This is a genomic window from Kitasatospora sp. NPDC004240 (assembly GCF_053603215.1).
The window spans coordinates 1-22,241 of the sequence record NZ_JBSGFD010000110.1; the positions used below are offsets into that span (position 1 = coordinate 1).

Annotated in this window: 20 protein-coding genes; 8 read left to right on the plus strand and 12 right to left on the minus strand. The window is 74.2% G+C overall.

All coding sequences use genetic code 11. The features are described 5' to 3' along the window. Positions 1-166: 166 nt before the first annotated feature. The 4 genes from ACWEQL_RS26405 to ACWEQL_RS26420 all read right to left on the minus strand — a co-directional run bounded on the left by ACWEQL_RS26405 (position 167) and on the right by ACWEQL_RS26420 (position 4,331). Positions 167-1,180, minus strand: a complete 1,014-nt coding sequence (locus ACWEQL_RS26405; RefSeq protein WP_452152800.1) for an ABC transporter substrate-binding protein — start codon at positions 1,178-1,180, stop codon at positions 167-169. A 174-nt stretch (positions 1,181-1,354) separates the two neighbouring features. Beyond that, positions 1,355-2,224 carry an ABC transporter ATP-binding protein gene (locus tag ACWEQL_RS26410; RefSeq protein ID WP_452152801.1) on the minus strand — a complete coding sequence of 290 codons (870 nt, stop codon included), beginning with the start codon at positions 2,222-2,224 and terminating at the stop codon, positions 1,355-1,357. Next, positions 2,224-3,309, minus strand: coding sequence for a FecCD family ABC transporter permease (locus ACWEQL_RS26415; RefSeq protein WP_452152802.1), 1,086 nt, complete (start codon positions 3,307-3,309; stop codon positions 2,224-2,226). The genes ACWEQL_RS26410 and ACWEQL_RS26415 overlap by 1 nt, the downstream gene beginning before the upstream one ends. Continuing rightward, positions 3,306-4,331 (minus strand): FecCD family ABC transporter permease, encoded by a 1,026-nt coding sequence (locus ACWEQL_RS26420; protein WP_452152823.1) that lies wholly within the window; start codon positions 4,329-4,331, stop codon positions 3,306-3,308. Before ACWEQL_RS26420 ends, ACWEQL_RS26415 begins: the two co-directional genes overlap by 4 nt. Positions 4,332-4,802: 471 nt before the next feature. Here ACWEQL_RS26420 and ACWEQL_RS26425 point away from each other — a divergent pair, with 471 nt between their 5' ends. Further along, positions 4,803-5,477 carry a (2Fe-2S)-binding protein gene (locus ACWEQL_RS26425; protein ID WP_452152803.1) on the plus strand — a complete coding sequence of 225 codons (675 nt, stop codon included), beginning with the start codon at positions 4,803-4,805 and terminating at the stop codon, positions 5,475-5,477. Between the two features lie 331 nt (positions 5,478-5,808). Here the strand turns inward: ACWEQL_RS26425 and ACWEQL_RS26430 are convergent, their stop codons facing one another. Further along, positions 5,809-7,128 (minus strand): MFS transporter, encoded by a 1,320-nt coding sequence (locus ACWEQL_RS26430; RefSeq protein ID WP_452152804.1) that lies wholly within the window; start codon positions 7,126-7,128, stop codon positions 5,809-5,811. 567 nt (positions 7,129-7,695) lie between these two features. After that, the gene (locus ACWEQL_RS26435; RefSeq protein WP_452152805.1) at positions 7,696-8,622 is read right to left on the minus strand and encodes a MerR family transcriptional regulator; all 927 of its coding nucleotides are present in this window, start codon (positions 8,620-8,622) and stop codon (positions 7,696-7,698) included. Between the two features lie 193 nt (positions 8,623-8,815). On the opposite strand from ACWEQL_RS26435, the gene ACWEQL_RS26440 reads away from it, so the two are divergent. From ACWEQL_RS26440 to ACWEQL_RS26450, 3 genes are read left to right on the plus strand one after another with little or no spacing between them, the layout of a single operon-like run. Next, positions 8,816-10,366, plus strand: coding sequence for a flavin-containing monooxygenase (locus tag ACWEQL_RS26440; RefSeq protein ID WP_452152806.1), 1,551 nt, complete (start codon positions 8,816-8,818; stop codon positions 10,364-10,366). Continuing rightward, positions 10,363-11,436 carry an alpha/beta fold hydrolase gene (locus tag ACWEQL_RS26445; protein ID WP_452152807.1) on the plus strand — a complete coding sequence of 358 codons (1,074 nt, stop codon included), beginning with the start codon at positions 10,363-10,365 and terminating at the stop codon, positions 11,434-11,436. Before ACWEQL_RS26440 ends, ACWEQL_RS26445 begins: the two co-directional genes overlap by 4 nt. Continuing rightward, the gene (locus ACWEQL_RS26450) at positions 11,433-12,335 is read left to right on the plus strand and encodes an SDR family oxidoreductase (protein WP_452152808.1); all 903 of its coding nucleotides are present in this window, start codon (positions 11,433-11,435) and stop codon (positions 12,333-12,335) included. Before ACWEQL_RS26445 ends, ACWEQL_RS26450 begins: the two co-directional genes overlap by 4 nt. A gap of 72 nt (positions 12,336-12,407) precedes the next feature. On the opposite strand, the gene ACWEQL_RS26455 is transcribed toward ACWEQL_RS26450, so the two are convergent. From ACWEQL_RS26455 to ACWEQL_RS26470, 4 genes are all read right to left on the minus strand, one after another. Further along, on the minus strand, positions 12,408-13,484 hold the full coding sequence (locus tag ACWEQL_RS26455) for a serine hydrolase domain-containing protein (RefSeq protein ID WP_452152809.1): 1,077 nt from the start codon (positions 13,482-13,484) through the stop codon (positions 12,408-12,410). Between the two features lie 4 nt (positions 13,485-13,488). Continuing rightward, a complete protein-coding gene (locus ACWEQL_RS26460; RefSeq protein ID WP_452152810.1) occupies positions 13,489-14,421 on the minus strand; it encodes a DUF6895 family protein in 933 nt (310 codons plus the stop codon). Then, positions 14,418-15,206: a hypothetical protein gene (locus ACWEQL_RS26465; RefSeq protein WP_452152811.1), complete on the minus strand. Its 789-nt coding sequence runs from the start codon at positions 15,204-15,206 to the stop codon at positions 14,418-14,420. The genes ACWEQL_RS26460 and ACWEQL_RS26465 overlap by 4 nt, the downstream gene beginning before the upstream one ends. Positions 15,207-15,302: 96 nt before the next feature. Continuing rightward, positions 15,303-15,503: a hypothetical protein gene (locus ACWEQL_RS26470; RefSeq protein WP_452152812.1), complete on the minus strand. Its 201-nt coding sequence runs from the start codon at positions 15,501-15,503 to the stop codon at positions 15,303-15,305. Positions 15,504-15,771: 268 nt separating this feature from the next. Here ACWEQL_RS26470 and ACWEQL_RS26475 point away from each other — a divergent pair, with 268 nt between their 5' ends. Together ACWEQL_RS26475 and ACWEQL_RS26480 are read left to right on the plus strand one after the other, a co-directional pair. After that, on the plus strand, positions 15,772-16,545 hold the full coding sequence (locus ACWEQL_RS26475; protein WP_452152813.1) for an SDR family NAD(P)-dependent oxidoreductase: 774 nt from the start codon (positions 15,772-15,774) through the stop codon (positions 16,543-16,545). A gap of 270 nt (positions 16,546-16,815) precedes the next feature. Then, positions 16,816-18,624 carry an ABC transporter ATP-binding protein gene (locus ACWEQL_RS26480; RefSeq protein WP_452152814.1) on the plus strand — a complete coding sequence of 603 codons (1,809 nt, stop codon included), beginning with the start codon at positions 16,816-16,818 and terminating at the stop codon, positions 18,622-18,624. A 137-nt stretch (positions 18,625-18,761) separates the two neighbouring features. Here the strand turns inward: ACWEQL_RS26480 and ACWEQL_RS26485 are convergent, their stop codons facing one another. Further along, on the minus strand, positions 18,762-19,430 hold the full coding sequence (locus ACWEQL_RS26485) for a lysophospholipid acyltransferase family protein (RefSeq protein ID WP_452152815.1): 669 nt from the start codon (positions 19,428-19,430) through the stop codon (positions 18,762-18,764). A 229-nt stretch (positions 19,431-19,659) separates the two neighbouring features. On the opposite strand from ACWEQL_RS26485, the gene ACWEQL_RS26490 reads away from it, so the two are divergent. Continuing rightward, positions 19,660-19,872 carry an EF-hand domain-containing protein gene (locus ACWEQL_RS26490; RefSeq protein WP_452152816.1) on the plus strand — a complete coding sequence of 71 codons (213 nt, stop codon included), beginning with the start codon at positions 19,660-19,662 and terminating at the stop codon, positions 19,870-19,872. Positions 19,873-19,988: 116 nt separating this feature from the next. On the opposite strand, the gene ACWEQL_RS26495 is transcribed toward ACWEQL_RS26490, so the two are convergent. After that, complete coding sequence (locus tag ACWEQL_RS26495; protein ID WP_452152817.1) at positions 19,989-21,056, minus strand: glycosyltransferase family 2 protein; 1,068 nt, start codon at positions 21,054-21,056, stop codon at positions 19,989-19,991. Between the two features lie 728 nt (positions 21,057-21,784). Between ACWEQL_RS26495 and ACWEQL_RS26500 the strand changes: the two genes are divergently transcribed. After that, on the plus strand, positions 21,785-22,051 hold the full coding sequence (locus tag ACWEQL_RS26500) for a hypothetical protein (RefSeq protein WP_452152818.1): 267 nt from the start codon (positions 21,785-21,787) through the stop codon (positions 22,049-22,051). The last annotated feature ends 190 nt before the right edge of the window (positions 22,052-22,241 follow it).

Consider the following 22,241-nt stretch of genomic DNA (forward strand, 5'->3'; position numbering starts at 1 on the left):
TTTTCTTTGGGGGGTTGTGGGGGGGTGGGGGGGGGGGGGGGGGGGGGGGGGGGGGGGGGGGGGGGGGGGGGGGGGGGGGGGGGGGGGGGGGGGGGGGGGGGGGGGGGGGGGGGGGGGGGGGGGGGGGGGGGGGGGGGGTGCGGGCCCGCCCCTCCACCGGGCGCCACTACTTGGGGGCGTCGACGCCCGCGGCCTTGGCGATGTCGACGAGCATCTGCTCGGCGGCCTGGACACCGATGCCGGACATCCAGGTCTCGTCCGGCACGTTGAACACCTTGTTGTTCTTGACGGCGTTCAGGCCCTGCCAGACCGCGGTGCCCTGGACCTCGCTCTGCTTGGTCTTGGTCGGGTCGTCGGCGACGGTGACGAAGACCAGGTCGGCGTCGGCCTGGTTGATCTGCTCGGCGCTGACGTCCAGCATCGCCTTGTCGACGTCCTGCGAGGCCGGGCGGGCCAGGCCCACGTCCTTCAGCACCACGCCGCTGAACGAGGCCTTCTGGTACAGGCGGGTCGGGCCGGCGACGAAGCGGACCACGGAGGCGGTCGGCGCGGTGCCGTTGTACTTGGCCTTGATCGCCTCGCCCAGCTTGGCGGCCTTGGCCTCGTAGTCGGTGAGCGCCTTCTTGGCCTCGGCCTCCTTGCCCAGGGCCTGGGCGTAGAGGGCGAGGTTCTCCTTCCACGGGAAGCCCGTGGTCTCGGCGAGCACGGTCGGGGCGATCGCGTTCAGCTTGTCGTAGACCTTGGCGTGGCGGACCTTCGAGGAGAGGATCACGTCCGGCTTCAGGGAGGCGATCAGCTCCAGGTTCGGCTCGGCCATCGGGCCGACGTCCTTGGTGTCCTTGATCTTGTCCTTGAGGTAGCTCGGGAAGCCGCCCTCGGTCTTCATGTGCGGGGAGACCGCGCCGACAGGGGTGATGCCGAGCAGGGTGACGTCGTCCAGCTCGCCGCTGTCCAGGACCACCACGCGCTTGGGCTGGGCCTTGATCTCGGCGGTGCCTGCCGCGTGCTTGACGCTGCGCGGGAAGGTGGCGGCCGAGCCGGAGGCGGCGGCGGTGGTGGCGGAGTCGCCGGCCGGCTTGGCGCCGTCACCGCTGCTGCCGCAGGCGGCGAGCAGGGTGGTGGAGAGCGCGGCGGCGAGGACGGCGACGGGGAGTCTGCGGGCGCGGGCGGAGCGGGTCATGGCGGTTCCTTGTCTCGTTTCGGGGCAGGGTGGGGCACCGAGCGGCCCCGGGTGAGCGGGGCGGCCGGAAATCTGTGGGGCCGGAAATCCGTGGGGCCGGGGGCCTGTGCGGCCGGGGCTCCGTGGTCGGGGCTCCGTGGCCGGGTGGTCCGTCGGGCGGGTGGTCGGTGGTGGTCAGCCCGTCGTGGCACGCCGTTTCGACCGGGCCCGGGGAACGACCAGCGGGGTGCCGGTCTCCGGGTCGGGCACCACCTGGCAGGGCACCTGGAACACGGACTCGACGAGTTCCGCGGTCAGCACCTCGGCGGGGGCGCCGGAGGCGGCCAGCCGGCCGTCCTTCAGCACCACCAGGTGGTCGGCGTACCGGGCGGCCTGGCCGAGGTCGTGCAGCACCATGACGACGGTGCGTCCGGCCTCCTCGTGCAGGTCGGCGACCAGGTCGAGGACGTCCAGCTGGTGGCGCAGGTCGAGGAAGGTGGTCGGCTCGTCGAGCAGCAGCAGCGGGGTGTCCTGGGCCAGCGCCAGGGCTATCCAGGCGCGCTGGCGCTGACCGCCGGAGAGCCGGTCGACCTGCTGGTCGCGCAGCACGTCGGTGCCGGTGCGGCGCAGCGCCTCCTCGACGGCCTCCTGGTCGGCCTTGGACCACGGGCTCAGCATCCGCTGGTGCGGGAAGCGGCCGAGCCGCACCAGCGACTCCACGGTGATCGCCTCGGGCGTGACCGGCTGCTGCGGCAGCAGGCCCATCCGCTTGGCGAGCGCCCGGGCCGGCATCCGGTGGATGTCGGAACCGTCCAGGGTGACGCTGCCCGAGGCCGGGGACAGCAGCCGGACCAGACCGCGCAGCAGGGTGGACTTGCCGCAGGCGTTGGGGCCGACGATCGCGGTGACCGCGCCGCCGGGGATCTCCAGGTCGAGCCCGTCCACGATCACCCGGTTGCCGTAGCGCAGGTTCAGACCGTGGGCGGCGAGGCTGTTGCCGTGCTCCTGGGGGCCGGCCGGCCGGTCGGTGGCGGCCTGGTCGGTGGTGGCCTGGGAGAGGGTCATCAGTTGCTCCTCTGGGGAAGCCGGCCCTGGCGGATCATCAGCACCAGGAGCCAGGGCGCGCCGAGGGTGGCGGTGACGGCACCGACCGGCAGGCCGTGGACGGGGATCACGTGGAGCACGAGGAGGTCGGAGGAGAGCAGCAGCACGGCGCCGGTCAGCGCGGTGAGACCCAGCGTGCCGAGGGTCGGCGGACCGGCCAGCAGCCGCACCAGGTGCGGCACGGCCAGCGCCACGAAGGCGACCGGGCCGGTCAGCGCGGCGGCCAGCGAGGCCAGCGCGATGGTCAGCAGGAGCAGCGCGACGCGGTCGCGGGCCGGGTTGAGGCCGAGCCCGCCGGCCGAGTCGTCGCCCAGGTCGAGGACGGCGACGCGGCGCTGGCAGAGCACCGCGAGGAGGCCGGTGACCAGGATGGCGCCGCCGCCGATCCACACCTCGGTCCAGTTCCGCCCGTACAGCGAGCCGGTGGTCCACTGCATCGCGGAGGACGCGAGCTCGGCCGGGAACCGCACGATCATCAGGTTGACCGCGGCCGCCAGGCCCTGCTGGACCGCCAGACCGACCAGCACCAGCCGGGTGACGGCCATCCGCGAACTCCAGGCGAAGCCGCCGAGCAGCAGCGCCGCCAGCAGACCGCCGCCGAGCGCGGCCACCGGGATCAGCTCCTGCGAGGCGCCGGTGGCCAGCATCAGCACCGCGCCGAAGGAGGCGCCGCCGGTCACGCCGACCGTGTCGGGGGAGGCGAGCGGGTTGCGGAACAGCCGCTGGAGCATCGCACCGGCCACCGCCAGCCCGGCGCCCGCGATCAGCGCGGACACCACGCGCGGGGCGCGGAACTCCTGGACCACCAGCACGTTCCCGGCGTCACCCGCGCCGAACAGGGCGCGCAGGGCGTCCCACATCGGGATGTCCATCTGGCCGGTGCCGAGCGCGACACCGGTCAGCAGCACCAGCAGCGCGGCGGCGACGACCGAGCACAGCGCCGTACGGGCGCGGCGGCGGGCCCGGGTGGACAGGGCGCCGCGGGCGGGGGCGGGCTTGGCCGGGGTGGCCGTGGTGGTGTCGGCGGTGTTCGGGGTGGTGGTCATCGGGTCACCTTCCGGGCCAGCACGGCGAGCAGCGGCGCGCCGAGGAACGCGGTGACGATGCCGACCTCGATCTCCGACGGACTGACCACCAGACGGCCCAGGACGTCGGCGGCGAGCAGCAGCAGCGGACCGGCGATCAGACAGCCCGGCAGCAACCAGCGGTGGTCGTTGCCGAGGAACGGGCGCACCAGGTGCGGGGCGGCCAGCCCGATGAACGCGACCGGACCGGCCACGGCGACCGCGGAGCCCGCCAGCAGGACCACGGCGAGGCCGCCGGCCAGCCGGATCCGGGCCACGGGCACGCCGAGCGACTGCGCGGCCTCGTCACCGAGGGCCAGCGCGTTCAGCGCGGGGGAGATGGCGAAGGAGGCGAGCAGACCGAGCGCCAGGAACGGCAGCACCGGCGTCAGCACGTCCAGGTGCCGTCCGGCGATCGAACCGGCCAGCCAGAACCGCGCCTCGTCCAACGTGCGGTGACTGGCCAGCATGAGGGCGGAGGTCCAGGAGGTGAGCACCACGGTCAGCACGGTGCCGCCGAGCGCCAGCCGGACGGGGTCCAGGTCGCCGCCCCGGCGCGACATCGCGTACGCGGCCACGGCGGCCACGCCCGCACCGGCGAAGGCGAACCAGATGTACTCCAGCGGCCGGCTCAGCTCGAAGGTGTAGATCGCGGCGACCACGGCGAAGCTCGCGCCGGCGTTGATGCCGAGGGTGATCGGGGAGGCCAGCGGGTTGCGGGTGACGCCCTGGGCGACCGCCCCGGCGACGCCGAGCGCGGCACCGATCGCCAGGCCGATGACGGTGCGGGGGACCCGAAGGCCGGTCACCACGTCCGCGTCGCCGCCGTGCAGGCTGCCCGTCAGGGCGTCGAGCACGGTGGACAGCGGGATGGAGCGGGATCCGAACGCGAGGCTCAGGGCGGCGCACAGCGCGAGGGCGCAGACTCCGGCGACCAGCAGCAGGGGCCGCCGTACCGCCGAGGGTCGAGGCGCCGCCGGGGCCGTGGTGTCCGACGGGTCGATTCTCAGCACGAGACGAAATATTAGGTTAGGCAAAGCTAATGTCGTCAAGTCGCGCTCACCCGGCGGACCTGCTCCGGCGCCTGCTCAGAGGCCGCTTCGTGTCCGTCCGAGCCTTTGCGCCCGGGGCTGCGGGGTGCTCCGCTTCACGTGCACCCGGTTTAAGGTTCGGCCGCGACTTTTACCGCTTGCCTGTTATGCCCATGACATTGACGTCGCCGGACCGTCTTGCGAATGCACCGTCCACTACCTGTAAGGTGAGCCTCACCTTAGTCCGTGCGGCCGACCATGGGAGCGGCGATGATTCAGGGACTGCTCATGTCGGACGCGTCGCTGACGCTGCCCGGGGCCGCCCAGCCCCTCCGTGCCGGATATCGCAAGCTGTTCGGCCTGTGCCCGGCGCTTCGGGTCGAACTCCTCGATGATCATGAGCCCAATCCGTCGACCCGTCAAGGGTGGTATTCGGTCGCGGAAATGACGTCCCGGCCCGAGGCGATGGACGCGGCACTGGCCGGCGAGGCCGCCCGGCTCCTCGCCGACCACGGCAAGGAACCCCGCCCGCACGTCACCGCCTCGCGGCTGCTGCACCACTACCTCTGGTCGGCCTGCCTGCTGATCGGCGGCCTCTGGTACCTCGACCGGCGGGTCCCCGACCTCGCGCCCGAGTCGGTCTGGCTGCACGCCCCCACCGGCGACCTCGCCCTGCGGCCGCGCGGCTACACCGCCCTGCCGGGCGACCCGTCCGGGGTGGCGGTCGTCGGCGAGGACGAGCTGCGCGCCGAACTGCGCGCGGCCGTGGTGGCCCACGCGGAGCCGTTGCTGGAGGCGTTCGCCCGGCCCACCCGGCGCGGCACCCGGGCGCTGTGGGGCATGGTGACGGACGATCTGGCCTCCGCCGTCTGGTACCTCGGCCGGATGCTCGGCGAGGAGGACGCCGCCGTGGCCGCCACGGAGTCCGTCCTGCCCGGCGGCACCCTGCCGCTTCCGGGCGCCGCCGACTTCCGCATCCTCACCGGCCCCACCGGCGGCACCCACTGGACCCGCACCCGGTCCGGCTGCTGCCTCTACTACGCCATCCGCCCCGACGCGGCCTGCCTCACCTGCCCCCGGACGTGCGACGAGGAGCGGGTCGAGCGGCTGGAGCGGTAGGGGCCGGCGGGGCTCCGGGGTGCCGGGCGATCGCCTCACGGCTGCTGCACCACCACGCCGGATGCGTCGGTGACGCTGCCCGGGGCCCACGTGCGATGCCTGCGGTCCCGGATTATGACGACCGGTCTACTGATTCCTGGCGGGAGTGCTCGCTTGCTGTACTCCTGCCGCTGTACTCCTGCGCCTGGGGGGCCGCCGAATATGCCGACCGGTCTACCTACTGCTCGGCGAGGCGGGGGGAGCCGTGGGTGTCGGGCGGTGCAACCCCGCAGATTATGACGACCGGTCTACAGATTACCTGGCGTCGCGCCCACCAAATATGACGACCGGTCTACTGATTCGCTGCCTGGACCGACCGGTCTGCATATTTCTCTGCGGCGCCCGCGCCCGGCGTCCCGTCGCGCCGGCGGTAACGGTGGTCGGTGGCCGTGCACAGGGCGAGCAGGAGGGCGGCGCTCGCGGCGGTGACCGTGGCCAGGAACGGTGCCCCGGGTCCGTACTCCTCGGCGAGCCAGCCGGCGGTGAGCGTGCCGGCCGACTGGGCGAGGATGATCGCGCTCACCAGGGCGGCCATCGCCTCACCGAGCCGGGCCGCCGGTACGGTGCGCTCGACCAGCCCGAACATCGTGATCATCTGCGGGGCGACCGCCACCCCGATGCCGCTGATGGCGGCGGACAGCGCGCCGATGCCGCCCCCCGCGAACAGCAGCGGCAGCGAGGCGGCCAGGAGCAGCCCGGTGCCGACCCGCAGCCGCAGCGGCAGCCCCCAGCGGGCGGGCAGGGCGGCCGTGGCGATGCCCGCGACGGCGCTGGTCAGCCCCATGAACCCGTAGATCAACCCGGCGGCGCCCGGCTGCCCGAGGTGCTCGGTGGTCGCGGTGACGCCGACCTGGACGGAGCCGAAGCACGCGCCCAGCAGGCCCATCCCGGCGAGCAGCAGCGCGTACGGGGCCGTGAACAGCGGTTCGGCCCGGCCGGCGGCGAGGTCCACCGATCGGGAACCCGCCGCAGTCGTCGCGCCCGCGCCGGGGCCCGTTCCTGCGCCGGGGCCCGCGCCCGGGCAGGCCGTCGGGTGCGCCGCGAACAAGGTGGCGCCGACGCCGACCAGGGCGGCGGCGGTGAGCAGTCCCGCGGCGGGGGAGGCCGCGGTCGCCAGCAGGCCGACCAGCGCCGGTCCGGTGGTGAAGCTGATCTCGTCGACGATGCCGTCCACCGAGAGCATCGACGAGGTCAACTCCCGGTCACCGTCCGCGAGGCGGATCCAGCGGCTGCGGGAGAGCGGTCCGACCAGCGGGACCGACAGGCCGATCAGCGCGGCGGTGGCGAGCTGCCAGGTGAGCGCGAGTCCGCCCTCGGAGGCGGCGACCAGGGCCACGATGGCGACGGTGTTCAGGGCGGCGGCGACCAGCCCGACGGTGCGCTGCCCGCGCCGGTCGGCCAGCCGTCCGACCATCGGCCCGCCCACGGCCTGGCCGATCGCCAGCGCGCCGGCCACCGCGGACCCCTGCCAGACGCTGCCGCTGTTGCGGGTGACCAGCAGCAGCGTGCCGATCGGGCACATGGCGTTGGGCAGTCGCCCGAGCAGTGACCAGGTCAGGATCCGGCCTCCCGTCAACCGTTTCGCCGAACGGAACTTCTCCACCACGACCATCGGCGAGCACCCCACCCACGGGACCGCCGCGGGCGCCCGCCTCCCGCCGCCGGCCCCCGATCGGAGTCGACGGACCGGCGGGTGGGTCTCGACCGTACGGGCGGGGTGATCATCCGGGTAACCGTGTGATGACCCGGCGCGCTCGATCGGTCACGCCGTGAAGCCTGGAGGAGCGCCCAACATCCCGAGCGGGTCCACCCGGTGGATCGTCCGGTGGATCGTTCGGCGGCGGGTTCCGAAGCGGCGCGCCCGTGACCGGTTTGGCGTGATCCGGCCTGGCGGTGACGCAGTGGATCGAGTACGGGATGGCGCCCGCGATTCCCGGTGGCCGTGCCGCGTGCACCGCTTCCCGCGCCGGCCCCGCGCCGGTCCCGTTCGGCCCGCCCAAGTCCCGTGCGCCCGCCCGCGTCCGCCCCTGCCCGAGCCCATCGACCCGTGCTCGCCCGCGGCACCTCGGCCGGGCCGCGTACCCCCGCCCCGTGCGCCCGCCGTACCCGGGTCGCGCGGCCGCGGCACGGACACCGCCGTCACCTGCCGTACGCCCGCCCGGCCCCGCCGCGGTCGGCCTCAGTCGAGCTTCGTACCCTCGCCCCCGCCGGCCGTACGACCCCGACCTGAGGCGCTCGCCGTACCCTGCTCGCCCTCGCCCGCCCCCGAGCCCGCAGGACCGGAGCCCCCCGCCCCGGAACCCGCGCCCGCCCCGGAACCCGAACCCGCCCCCGCCTCGCCGTCCTCCGGCCGCCGCCGTCCGAGCAACTGCTCGTACTCGGCGCGGACCCGGCGGTCCATGGCGAGCGCGAAGTGGGCGTCCGTGACGGTGCGCGCGAGCGGGCGGACCCGCAGGACGCGTTCGGTGAGCCGGGCCGCCTCGCCCGGTGACAGGGGCGTCTCGCAGGTGAGCGCGCCGAGCAGGTGCTCGCGGACCACCGAGGTGAACAGTTCGGCGATCGCGTCCACGTGCTCCTGGGTACGCCGGCTGGACTCCAGGACGACGGAGAGCGGCACCCCTTCGCGCACCAGCGCGGTGGTGGCGTCCATCAGCCGCCGGCTGACGTGGGTGATGCCGTCCTCCTGGACGGTGATCCACCCCTGGGCGATGGCCTCGGCGGTGTTCTCCTCGGTCAGCTGGTCGCCGAAGGTGTCCTTGAGTTCGTCCCAGTCGAGGTGGGCCGGGGTCTCGTCGGACCAGGGCGCGATGATCGCGTCCTCCAGGCCGATCAGGTCGGCGACGTCGCGCCCGCTCTCGCCGGCGCCGATGAGTTCGGCGATGCCGCCGAGGGTGTGGCCGCGGTCGAGCAGTTCGGCGATGACCCGCAGTCGCGTCAGGTGGGCCTCGCCGTACCAGGCGATCCGTCCTTCCTTGCGCGGGGGCTGGAGGAGTTTGCGTTCGCGGTAGAAGCGCAGCGTCCGGGTGGTGATGCCGGCCGCGTTGGCCAGTTCCTCCACCCGGTACTCGCGTTCTTTGGCCCGGGCCGCTGCTCTGCGCTTCTCCACGGGGCTCAGCATAGGACCGGAGATCCTGGAACCGATGTGGCCGGCCTTCTTCCATCGACTGTCAGCAAGGGCTAACCTGCCAATCGTGCCAGTGATTGCTGGCGCGATTCAGGGGGCTCCCGCCGACGACGTCCGGGCGGTGAGGTCCCGTCGCAGTGCGCACCTCTCGCCCCCACCCTCAGGAGGACGCCGCATGGCATCCAGCAGCAAGCGCCCACGGCCGCGGCAGGCCGCCCCGCACGTGCGGGTGGCGGTGATCGGCTCCGGCTTCGGTGGACTCGGGGCCGGGGTCCGGCTGCGCCGTGCCGGGATCACCGACTTCGTCATCCTGGAGCGCGCGGACTCGGTCGGCGGCACCTGGCGCGACAACAGCTACCCGGGCTGCGCCTGCGACGTGCCCTCGCACCTGTACTCCTTCTCCTTCGCGCCCAACCCCGACTGGCCGCGCAGCTTCTCCGGCCAGCCCGACATCCGCGCGTACCTGGAGAAGGTCGCCGACGTCTTCGGCCTGCGCCCGCACCTGCGCTTCAACACCGAGGTCACCGAGGCCCGCTGGGACGACGAGCGGTCGCACTGGCGGATCACCACCGGCGCGGGGGAGTGGACGGCCGACGCGCTGGTCTCCGCCGCCGGACCGCTCGCCGACCCGCAGATCCCCGACCTGCCCGGCCTGGACACCTTCCCCGGCAAGGTCTTCCACTCCTCCCGCTGGGACCACGACTACGACCTCGCCGGCCAGCGGGTCGCGATGGTCGGCACCGGCGCCTCCGCCGCCCAGATCATCCCCTCCATCCAGCCGGAGGTCGGCCGGCTCACGGTCTTCCAGCGCACCCCGGCCTGGGTCCTGCCGCGCCGTGACCGGGAGATCACCGCCGTCGAGAAGTGGCTGCACGGCCGGCTGCCGGTGACGGCCAAGGTGCGGCGCGGAGCGCTCTTCGCGCTGCGCGAGCTCCAGGTGGACGCCTTCGTCCGGCGGCCCGGCGCGCTGCGGATGGTGCAGCGGGTCGCCGAGCGCCACATCGCCCGGTCCGTCGCCGACCCGGAGCTGCGCGCCCGGCTCACCCCGGACTACCGGATCGGCTGCAAGCGCATCCTGCTCAGCAACACGTACTACCCGGCGCTCGCCGCCGACAACACCGAGGTGGTGGCCTCGGGCCTGCGCGAGGTGCGCGGCTCGACCCTGGTCGCCGCCGACGGCAGCGAGCACGAGGCCGACGCGATCGTCTTCGGCACCGGGTTCCACGTCACCGACATGCCCATCGGGGCCCGGGTGTTCGGTACGGAGGGCACCAGCCTCGCCGAGGAGTGGAAGGGCGGTATGGAGGCGCTGCGCGGTTCCACCGTGCGCGGCTTCCCCAACCTCTTCTTCGTCATCGGCCCCAACACGGGCCTGGGCAACAGCTCGATGATCCTGATGATCGAGTCCCAGCTGAACTACCTGGTCGACGCGCTCACCACGCTCACCTCGGTCGGCGCCACCGCGATGCACCCCACCGCCCGCGCCCAGCGGCAGTGGAACCTCGAACTCCAGCACCGTATGGACCGCACCGTCTGGACCACCGGCGGCTGCCGCAGCTGGTACCTGGACGAGGGCGGCAAGAACACCGTGCTCTGGCCCGCCTCGACCAGCGCCTTCCGCCGGGCCACCCGCCGGGTCGACCTCGGTGAGTACGAGCTGATCATGCGCCGCGACCCCGCCGCGCCGCCGGCCGCCGCCGCCGAGGCCGAGGAGGCCCTGGTATGACCCCGCAGATCCCCGCCGACTGCGTGCCGCCCGTCCCCGCCGAGGAGATGCGGATCCGCTCCGCCGACGGCACCTGGCTGCACACCGAGATCCACGGCCGGGCCGGCGCGCCCACCGTGGTGCTGGCCCACGGCTGGACCTGCTCGATCGCCTTCTGGGCCCCGGTGATCCGCCTGCTCGCCGACTCCTACCGGGTGGTGGCCTACGACCAGCGCGGCCACGGCCGCAGCGACGTCCCGCCGGTCCGGGCCCGCTACTCCACCACCGCCCTCGCCGACGACCTGGAGGCCGTGGTCACCCGGACCGTCCCGGCCGGCGAGCGGGCCGTGCTGGCCGGCCACAGCATGGGCGGCATGACCATCATGGCCGGCGGTCACCGCGCCGCGATCGCCGACCGTACCGCCGCCGCCGTCCTGATCAGCACCGGAGCCGACCGCCTGATCGCCGAACTGCGGGTGCTGCCCGACTCGTTGCGCGCCCCCGCGGTGCGCCGGGTGCTGCACCGGCAGCTGCTGCGCTCCCGGCTGCCGCTGGGCCCGGTCACCGGGATCAGCCGCGCGATCCTCAAGTACGCGACCATGGGCCCCGGTTCACCGGCCGGCCGGGTGCAGGCGACGGCCCGGGTGGTGCACGCCTGCCCGACCGCGGTCCGTGCCCACTGGGCCGCCGTCCTGGAGGAGTTGGACGTCACCGACGGGCTGGCCGAGCTGGCCGCGCCGACCGCGGTGGTGGTCGGTACGGACGACCGGCTCACCCCGCCGGTGCACGCGCACCGGATCGTGGCCGCGCTGCCCGACCCGCAGGGGCTGCTCCTGCTGCCGGGCGCCGGCCACATGTCGCCGGTCGAGCGGCCCGCCGAGGTCGCCGCCGAGATCCGCCGGCTCGCCGACGCCCACCTGGCACCGGCCGGCGAGGACGCCGCGGTACCGGCCGGCGGGGGCGCCGCGGTACCGGCGGAGAAATGCACCGCGGTACCGGCGGAGAAGCACGCCGCAGTACCGGCCGGACGGGACGCCGCCGCGCCGGAGGAGAAGGACGCCGCAGCACCGGAGAGGAAGGCCCTCGCATGAGCATCCCCGTACCGCCGCTGTCCCGTCAGGTCGTGGTCGTCACCGGGGCCGCCCGGGGCGTCGGCGCCGCCCTGGCCCGCAAGGCGGCCGCCCGCGGCGCCAAGGTCGCCCTGGTCGGCCTGGAGCCCGCCGAACTCAAGGCCGCCGCCGCGCTCTGCGGCCCGGACGCCACCTCCTGGGAGGCGGACGTCACCGACGTCGAGGCGCTCACCGCCACCGCGGCCGCGATCCAGGAGCACTACGGACGGATCGACGCGGTCGTCGCCAACGCGGGCATCGCCATCGGCGGCCCCCTGCAGGACAGCGACCCCCGGGCGTACAACCGGGTCATCGAGGTCAACCTGCTCGGCAGCGTGGCCACCGCGCGCGCCTTCCTGCCCGCCCTGGTCGAGAGCCGCGGCTACCTGCTGCAGATCGCCTCGCTCGCCGCGCTGACCCCGGCACCGCTGATGAGCGCGTACTGCGCGAGCAAGGCCGGCGTGGAGTCCTTCGCCCACGCGCTGCGCGGGGAGGTCGCCCACCAGGGTGTCAAGGTCGGTGTCGGGTACCTGAGTTGGACCGACACCGACATGGTGCGCGGGGCCGACCAGGACGCCGTCCTCAAGCAGATGCGGGCCCGGCTGCCCTGGCCGGCGAACAAGACCTACCCGCTCGACCCGGCCGTCGACCGGCTGGTGGCGGGCCTGGCCCGCCGCTCCCCGCACGTCTACGCCCAGCCCTGGCTGCGCGCGATGCAGCCGGTCCGCTGGATCCTCCCGAGCCTGATCGCCACCGTCGGGGCCCGGGACGTGGCCAAGCTCGCGCCGCAGCTCAGGGCCACCGCCGGCACCCGGCTGCGGCCCGTGGGCGCGGGCGGCGAGGCCGACACCGCCGCCCGCGGCGAACGGACCGGCGGCTGACCGCACCGGACGGACCGTGCTCCCGAGCCCGCATCAGCCCCGAGCCCGCACCGGACGCACCGGTGCGGGCTTTCAGGCGGACAGGCGCCGGAGGGTCTCGTAGCCCTGCTGGACGAAGCGGTTGCCGGCGGTGGGGCCCACGTTGGTGAGGGCGGCGACGGCCGATCCGGTCTGCGGGCAGAAGCCGACGAAGGAGGTGAAGCCGCGGGTCGCGCCGGCGTGGAAGAAGTGGTCACGGCCGTCGATCCGGCGGTGGTTCCAGATCAGGCAGAGCCCGTCGTCGGAGCCTGGCAGCCGCAGCCGGGGGCGCTGCACCTCGCGCAGGGCCGGGCCCAACGGGCCGTCCCCGGGGGAGAGATGGGCGCGCAGGTAGCGGAGCATATCGGCCCCGCCGGAGCGGACGGCGGCGGCGCCCGGCAGGCCGGGGATCCGCCAGGACGGCAGCGGCCTGCCCCAGAGGTGGCCGACCGCGCGGCCGGGCCCGTCGGGGAGGCAGCTGGTGGCCGTCAGCCCGAAGGGCCGGCAGATGAGCCGTTCGACCAGTTCCGCGTACGGCGTGCCGGCGGCCTCGGCCAGTAGCCGACCGAGCAGTCCGACGCCGTAGTTGGAGTAGCGCATCCGCTCACCGGGCCGGTGGCGCACGGTGGTTCGGGCGAGCGAGGCGCGCAACTGCTCGTCGCCGAAGGTGGCGTACGGGTTGCTGAGGAAGGCGGGGACGGAGCGCGCCAGCAGTCCGGGTGGCAGTGTGGGCAGCCCCGAGGTGTGGGTGGCCAGGTGCAGCAGCCGGATCGGCCCGCCGACGCGGACGGTGGCCGGCCGCCAGCCGTCCGGCAGGTGCCGTTCGACCGGGTCGGCCGGCCCGACCTCGCCGCGGTCCGCCATCGCGGCGAGCAGCAGGGCGGTGAACGTCTTGCTCACGGAGCCGAGTTCGAACGCGGTGTCCGGGGTGCAGGGCTCGCCGCCGTGGTCGGTCCGGCCGTGACAGTGCACCGCGTCCAGGTCGCCGCGGGCGACCACCAGGGTGACGGCGGTGGCGGACGGTCCCGCGGCCCGGACGAGGCGGTCCAGTCCGGCGCCGCGGAGGTCCAGCCGGGCGGTGTGGAGGTCCGGCGCGGCGGCGAGGTCCGGCCGGGCGGTGTGGAGGTCCACCGGCTCAGGCCGCCGCGGCCGAGCCGCCGAGCACCCGGGAGAGGGTGACGGTGGAGGCCACGACGGCGACCACGGCGGTGTGTTCGTGGTCGGTGAAGGCCCGTGCCGGGTCGTCGTCGACCGGTTCGGTGTCGCGCGGCAGCAGCCCGTCCTCGTGCTGGGCGTCGGCGAGGGCCGCCCAGGCGGCCGGGTCGGCGGCCGGTTCGCCGATGCAGGAGTCGACCGCGAGCAGTTCGCCGACCAGGTCCCACTGGCCGGTCTCCAGCCAGACGTCGATCCAGGCGGGCAGCCAGGCCCGGAGGTGCTCGTACAGCGGCTCGGGCAGCTCGTCGGGCCGGGCGCCCCAGTCGGTGACGTGGAAGACGGTGTGGGTGATGTCGTAGCCGGTCGACCAATCCAGCGCCCACGGTTCGGGGGTGGCGCCGAGCCAGGTGGCGGCGGTGAGGGTCGGCCAGTCGATGCCCTCGCCGAGGCCCACCGTACGGCGGGCGTTGGCCACCGCGAGCCGGCGGTTGGGCAGGTGCTCGACGGCCCGGGCGGCGCGGAGCCGGGCGAGCGAGGCGAGCAACTCGTCCATGGCGGGGTGTCGTTGGCCCGCCCGGACGAAGTGGGCGTAGGTCTCCAGCGGGTCGGTGAGGGTGGGGTAGCGCAGCTGCCGGTCGTAGAGCAGGTCGCCCTCGCGCAGTTGGGCCCAGGAGAACGCGAGCAGTTCGCGGGCGGTCCGGGTGTCGGCCGGTCCGGCGACCCCCTCACGCAGCACCAGGGACCCGGCCAGCGCGGACTCGCCCAGCGGCTTGTAGACGTTGTCGGGGTCGGCGAGGTCGATGGTGACGTCGTCCGGCAGTCGGCCGCGGCCGCGCTCGTGGTTGGCGTGCAGCCAGGCCATGGCCCGGGAGCCGAGCTGCTGGAGGGTGGCCAGCGGGGCGGCGGCGGTCATGCCGGTGCTCCGTTCGACAGCCTTGCGGCGATGGCGAGTTCGAGGGCGGTGCGGGCGCTGCCGTCGCCGACCTGGACGATCCGCCGCAGCAGCGGCTCGACCTCCAGTGGCAGCGGCACTCCCTGCGATTCGGACCAGGCGAGCCAGCGGGTCAGCCGGGCGGCCATCCGGTGGTCGCGGCGCAGCATCGAGCGGACGGCGCCCCGGGAGAGGTCCAGGGTGTGGGCGCGGGCGGTGCGGTGGACCGGTCCGTCGAGGCCGGGCAGGGCCAGCGCGGAGAGCCGGGCCATCCGGACCGACCACTCCTGCCAGGCGTACGGCCGGGGCCCGGGGACGGGTTCGGGCGGCGGGACGGGGTGGCCGAGCAGGTGGCCGGTGGCCCAGTCCTGCCAGGCGGCGACCTGGGCGGCGCTGTCGGCCGCCTCGACGGCGGGCGGTTCGAGGACGGCCGGTTCAAGGACGGCCGGTCCAAGGGTGGGCGGTTCGAGGGGGGGAGGGTAGGCCGGGGCCGGGTGCGCCGGAGCGGGGAAGGCCTCCCGGGCCTCGGCGAGGAGCAGTGCGGTGGGCCCGTCCGGTTCCCGCCCGGCGAGCAGCCGCGGGGCGAGCAGGTCCGGCCCGAGCACCCGGACGGCGGCCAGCAGTGGCTTCCGGGAGGATCCGGGGGCCGGGTCGTCGGCGAGCGCGCCCGTACCCCCGACGCCCCGCAGGGCGTCGAGGGTGCGGCCCGCCACCCGCTCGACTGCCGCGGCGTACTCGTCGCGGAGGGAGGTTTCGGCGAATGGCATGGCGGAGTCGGTCTCCTTCGAACGGGCCTGGTGGCCGGCGGGTCCGGCGGCCGGCCAGGGGTCCGGCGGCCGGTCGCGGCCCGGCGGCCGGGGCGGCTACCGGGTGCCCTTCTCCTTGGGCAGCTTCGGGGAGGCCGCCAGCAGCAGGCCGAGAAGCAGCACGCCTGCGGCTTCGGGGCGGTACGTGGGCGCGTCGCTGACGGCGGCCTCGTCCTCCCTCATCAGCATGCCGAGCGCATCGGCCTCGGCCGGCGTCGCGAGCGGGGCCCGCGTGGTGCGGATGGACTGAGCAAGCATCGGGTGCCTCCTCGTCGTTGACGTCATCACCGTTCAGGCGATGCCCCTTCATCGACGATACGCACACGAACGGTCTGGCGCCACCCCTTCACGTTCCGTCACCGATGTCACCCTGCGCGGCCGTCCGGTCCGTGGACGTGGTCACCCGCACCGCGCAGACGTAGTTACCCGCGCCCGGCGGACGTGGTCACCCGCACCCCGCAGGCGCAGCCACCGCACCCCGTGGAAGTGGCCGTCCGCACCCGCTCCAGTGGGTACGGTCAGGGGCATGACCACTGCCTTGATCACCGGCGCGACCGCCGGCATCGGAGCCGCGTTCGCCCGCCGGCTCGCCCGGAGCGGCTACCGGCTCGTCCTGGTCGCCCGGGACACCCAGCGGCTGGAGCGCGCCGCCGACGACCTCTCCTCCACCTACGGCGTCGACGTGGAGGTGCTCACCGCCGACCTCGCCGCCGAGGAGGGCATCGCCTCCGTCGAGGCCCGGCTCGCGGACGCCGAGCGGCCGGTGGACCTGCTGGTGAACAACGCCGGCTTCGGCAACAAGGGCGCCTTCCTCACCGTCCCGCTCCAGGCCGAGCTCGACATGCTGAAGGTGCACGTCGAGGCGATCCTGCGGCTGACCACCGCGGCCCTGCCCGGCATGCGCGAGCGCGGCCGCGGTGCGATCGTCAACGTCGCCTCGGTGGCGGCCTTCCTGCCGCGCGGCACGTACGGGGCGAGCAAGGCCTGGGTGGTCAGCTTCACCCAGGGCGTGCTGCGCGACCTGGGCGGCAGCGGGGTGCGGATGATGGCGCTCTGCCCGGGCTTCACCCGGACCGAGTTCCACGAGCGCGCGGGCATGGGCACGGGCAACATCCCGTCCTGGGGCTGGCTGTCCGCCGAGCGGGTGGTCGAGGAGGCGATGCGCGACCTGGTCCGCGGCCGTTCGTTGTCCGTGCCGGGCAAGCGGTACAAGCTCGCGGTGGCGGTGGCCCGGCTGCTGCCCGTGGGCGGCCTCGGCGGGATCTCCTCCAAGGCGGCGCGCACCTACCGGACGGACTGAGCGGGGGAGCGGTGGGCGGCCGCCCGGGTGGGATCGGAGGGAAGTCTCAATATTAGCTTCGCTAACTATGAGCTTTTCTCGCTATGCTGGCGGCGGCCGCCCGTCCGCATGCCCGCGCCCGTTCGCGGGCCCCTGCCCGGGAGGCGTCCGACGTGCGGGCCGAGCCCCGTGCGCCCTCCGACGTGCGGGCCGAGCCCCGTACGCCCTCCGACGTGCGGGCCCGCGCCCGCGCGCCGCCCTACCGCTCGTCCGAACCAGGGAGACCCGCCCTTGAGGCCCGACGGCATCCGATGGACCCCACCCGCACGTACCGAGGACGAACCCCGGCCCCCGGCCCAGCTGCGCCGCATCCTCGCGCTGTTCCGCCCCTACCGGGGACGGCTCGCGACCGTCGGACTGCTGGTGGCGGCCTCCGCGGTCGTCTCGGTGATATCGCCGTTCCTGCTGCGCGCGGTGCTCGACACCGCGATCCCGCAGGGCCGTACCGGGCTGCTCACCGCGCTCGCCCTCGGCATGATCGCCGCCGCCGTGGTCAACAGCATCTTCAACGTGGTGCAGACGCTGATCTCCACCACCGTCGGCCAACGGGTCATGCACGACCTGCGCACGGCCGTCTACTCCCACCTCCAGCGGATGTCGCTGGCCTTCTTCACCCGCACCCGCACCGGCGAGGTGCAGTCCCGGATCGCCAACGACATCGGCGGGATGCAGTCCACCGTCACCTCCACCGCCACCTCGCTGGTCTCCAACTTCACCGGTGTGATCGCCTCCGTCGTCGCGATGATCGCCCTGGACTGGCGGCTGACCGTGGTCTCGCTGCTGCTCCTGCCGGTCTTCGTGTGGATCAGCCGCCGGGTCGGCACCGAGCGCAAGCGGATCACCGCCGAGCGGCAGAAGCAGCTGGCCGCGATGAGCGCGGCGGTCCAGGAGTCGCTGTCGGTCAGCGGCATCCTGCTCGGTCGCACCATGGGCCGCTCCGACTCGCTCTCCCGCGAGTTCACCGAGCAGTCCGACCAGCTGGCCGAACTGGAGGTGCGCTCCAGCATGGCCGGCCGCTGGCGGATGAACACCATCCACATCGTGATGGCCGCGATGCCGGCGCTGATCTACTGGGCGGCCGGGCTGGCCGCGGCCGGCGGCGAGCCGATCGTCTCCATCGGCACCCTGGTCGCCTTCGTCTCGCTCCAGCAAGGACTGTTCCGGCCCACCGTCAGCCTGCTCTCCACCGGCGTCCAGGTGCAGACCTCGCTCGCGCTGTTCCACCGCATCTTCGAGTACCTGGACCTGCCGGTCGAGATCGCCGAGCCCGAGCGGCCGGTGCGCCTCGACCGCGTCGCCGGCGACGTCGCCTTCGAGGGCGTGGACTTCCGCTACGACCCGGCCCAGGAGCGGCCCACGCTCTCCGGCGTCGACCTCAAGATCCCGGCCGGCAGCTCGCTCGCCGTGGTCGGCGGCACCGGCTCCGGCAAGACCACGCTCAGCTACCTCGTCCCGCGCCTGTACGACGTGACCGGCGGCCGGGTCACCATCGACGGCGTCGACGTGCGCGAGCTCTCCTTCGACACGCTCGCCCGGGCGGTCGGCGTGGTCTCCCAGGAGACCTACCTGTTCCACGCCTCGGTCGCCGACAACCTGCGCTTCGCCAAACCGGACGCCACCGACGGCGAACTCGTCGCAGCCGCCCGCGCCGCCCAGATCCACGACATGATCGCCGGGCTGCCGGACGGCTACGACACCCTGGTCGGCGAGCGCGGCTACCGCTTCTCGGGAGGGGAGAAGCAGCGCCTCGCGCTCGCCCGGACCATCCTGCGCAACCCGCCCGTGCTGATCCTCGACGAGGCCACCAGCGCCCTGGACAACCGCACGGAACGCGCCGTCCAGGAGGCCATCGACACCCTGGCCGCCGGCCGCACCACCATCACCGTCGCGCACCGGCTCTCCACGGTCCGCGCCGCCGACCGGATCATCGTCCTGGACGGCGGCGAGGTGGTGGAACAGGGCACCCACGAGGAACTGGTCGAGGCGGACGGGCGGTACGCGGCCCTGCTGCGCCGCGAGGCCCCGGTCGCCGTCGGCTGAGCCGGCGGGAGGAGCCGGCGGGAGGAGCCGGTGCGTGGGGCCGGGCGCGGCGGCCGGGCATGGAGGCGGGCGCGGGGGCGGAGCGTGGGAGCCGGTGGGCAGGGGCGGCCGGAGCCCGGGGGCGGAGCGGGGACGGGTCAGGCGGCCTTGGGGATCTCGTTGTAGTTCTCCGCGACCTCCTGGCCCGAGAGCTCCTGGATCGCCCGCATCACCTCGTCGGTCACCTGCCGGCGCGCCTTCGCCGAGCGGGCCTGCCCGTGCAGCTCGTCGAAGTGCAGCGGCTCGCCGAACCTCACCGTCACCCTGCGGATCCGCGGCACCCGCTTGCCGACCGGCAGGATGTCCTCCGGGCCCTCCAGCGCCACCGGCACCACCGGGACGCCGGCGGTCAGCGCCAGCCAGGCCACGCCGGTCTTGCCCCGGTACAGCCGCCCGTCCAGCGAGCGGGTGCCCTCGGGGTAGATGCCGAAGGCCTTGTCCGCCTCCAGGATCTCCAGCGCCGACTCCAGCGAGGCCTGCGCCGAGCGGTAGGTGCCGCGCTCGACCGGCACCGCGCCGATCGCCTCGAAGAACCCGCGGGAGAGCCGGCCCTTGAACCCGGTGCCGGTGAAGTACTCGGCCTTCGCCAGGAAGTGCACCCGGCGCGGCGCGGTGAGCGGGATGACCACGCTGTCGATGAACGAGAGGTGGTTGCTGGCGAGGATCACACCACCCTTGCGCGGCACGTTCTCCAGACCCTGGATGTCCGGCCGCCAGATCGCGCGCGCCAGCGGTTTCAGCACCAGCCTGGTGACGAGGTCGAGCAAGGTCCCTCCCTGGAATGACGCCCGGGAGGTGCCCGGGCTGAACGTGCGACGTCATCGCTGGCCCGGTCGGGCCGAGATCAGAACCGCAGACTACGACACCCACCCCCGCGCACGTCCACTCCCGGGAACCGTGGCGCTCACCACGGGCGGGTAGGGTACGGCCGTCGGAAAGACAGAACCAGCAGCACCTCGGCCGTACGCAGGACGGCTCCCTCAGGAGGGGAAACCCATGGCAGACATCGAGACCATCCGCGCGGCCTTCGACAAGTACGACGTGAACGGCGACGGCCGGATCACCGCGGCCGAGTACGCCAAGGTGGCGCACGAGCTGGGCGACGTGACCACGTCCATCTCGGTCGCCGAGGCGATCATCGCGCAGATGGACACCAACCACGACGGCGAGCTCACCTTCGACGAGTTCCTGGCCGCCCGCCAGGGCTGAGCCCCGTCGGCGGGGTCCGCGCCACCACGGCGTGGGCCCCGCCGTGGTGTTTCCGCGGGCGTCCGCACGCCGGGCCCGTGGTTTCCGGTGGCCGGGCGTGCGGCGCCCGCCCCGGGTCAGCCCTTCGCCGGGAGGACCCGGCGCACCCCGCGCTTGATCCCGCGCGGCAGCTGACCGGTGCGCCGCAGCTCCGCGTACGCGATCCGCGAGCCGCGCGCCGCCAGCCGGTACTGCACGCCGCGCAGCCCGCCCGGGAAGCGGTAGCCGGCCGGGCGGTGGCGCGCGAAGTGCTCGCCGATCCGGCGGAAGAAGTCCTTGCGCAGCTCCACCGGGACCAGCCCGGGGGTGTCGTAGACGGTCAGCGCCTGCTTCACCGTGCGGTCGAAGACCAGCGTGCGCAGCGCGTCCGGCACCGGACGGCCGCTCTCGGCGGCCCGGTCCAGGAACGCGAAGATCGCGTCGTACTGGGCGAAGGCGTCCGCGTGCTTGGGCGAGGAGGTGGCGGTGATCGCCCCGGCCCGGCCGCGCCGGTAGTTGTAGCAGGACCGGTCGAGGTAGCGCAGCCGGCGGGCGGTCAGCAGCGCCGGGTAGGTGACCGAGATGTCCTCGTAGTAGCCGCGCCCGAAGGAGACCCCGAGGCCGCGCAGGAACTCGTGCCGGAACACCTTGTTCCACACCGACATCACGGTCCGGAACAGCGGCGGGTGCTCGGCCAGGGTGCAGCCGCGCTCCAGCGGGGAGCCGGCCAGCACGTGCCGCCAGGGGTTGGGCTCGGTCCCGTCGTCCGGGTAGACGTGGTCGAAGCCGGTCAGCAGCACGTCGGCGGGGACGTCCAGGCTCCGCTCGGCCTCCAGCTCCGCCAGGATCGCCGTGACCGTGCCGTCGGGCAGCCAGTCGTCGCTGTCCACGAACCAGACGTACTCGCCCCGTACCTCGGGCAGCGCGGCGATCCGGGCGCCGCCGAGGCCCTGGTTCTCGGTGAGATGCATCACGCGCAGGCGGGGGTCGCGGGCGGCGTACTCGTCCAGGATCGCGCCGCAGCCGTCGGGGGAGAGGTCGTCGACGGCGATCACCTCGAAGCGCGACTCCTCGGCGGGAGCGGTGTCGAGGATGGAGCCGAGGCAGCGCGGCAGGTAGCGCTCCACGCCGTGGACGGGGAGCACGAGACTGAGGAGGACTGGCACGGGCGCAGAGTCTACCGAGCCGGTGGAACCGCCCGGGCGGCGCGTGAACGGAAGGCCGGGCAGGGGGCCGTGGATGGGCGGGACGTCCATCGGCGGGGACCCGGAACCGCCGGTGCCGCGCCCTGAACAGGGCGGCACCGGCAGCCTGGTGGCGATCCGGCCGACCCTCTACGACCGACCGCCGGTCCGTACACCCCGACGAGCCGGGCCGCCGCAGCGTCGAGGCGGCCGGGCAGTGACTCGCTGCGAGTGTCGGAGTCCTTCATTCGTTCATCAGTCGAACAGATCCCGGGCGGCGGCCCGCGCTGTCGGCTGACGAGAGAGATATTGCTTGGAGGTTTGAGCGGAGTCAATCCCTCGGATGTGTTCACTTCCTGAATTCATCATGGAGAGCCCCCGTCACCGGCTGTCCCCTTATATGCGCGGAGCGCTCCACGGCCGGTGCGAGGCCGTTCGGCGGCCCCGCGCGGCCGGCCGGACCTCCCGCGCGCCCGGCGCGCGCGAGGCCCGGTGAGCGCCGGGCCGGTGCCCCCGGACCCCACTGACCCCGGCGACGGTCGTGCACCATCATTGATGCCTAGTCGTGACCGGGGTGGGCGACCCCTGGTGCAACGTCAGTTCTCGCCGCACGGTACGGTGGCAGAACACCAGGACGGTTGCGCGAAGGCCGTCTGTCACGGATAGTCTTCGCCTCACGGCCCTGGCGCCTCGTAGGGGTGGGAAATCAGATGGAACACATGCAAGTGCGGACTCGGCCCCGTGTGCCGGCGATCCAGTGCGGCGTCGGCACGACCGGCCGCCGGATCGAGCGTCACCTGGCCGTGCTCGGCGCGCCCGCACTCCCGGCGGTGGACACCGCCGAGGCGCTCGGGCTGATAAGGGAGCTGACGCCGCGCGGCGCCGGCACCCCGGCCAAGCAGCGCCGTCACGCACGGGTGTCGCTGCTGGCCCCGCTGCGCCGACTGCGCCGGAGCCTCTTCGGCGGACGGCACTGAGTCACCCCGGGTAGCCGGCCCCAGGCCGCCGTGCCCGGACCCAGCCCGACGGCCCACCGGACCGTCGGGTCTTCGGCGTGTCCGCGCCCGGGCCGAAGCCGTCCGATCCGTCCCGAACCGTCCACTCTAGGGCACCGTGCCTCTGTGGCACGGGGTGTTCCACCAGGTCGGCGAGGCTGACCACCCGGGC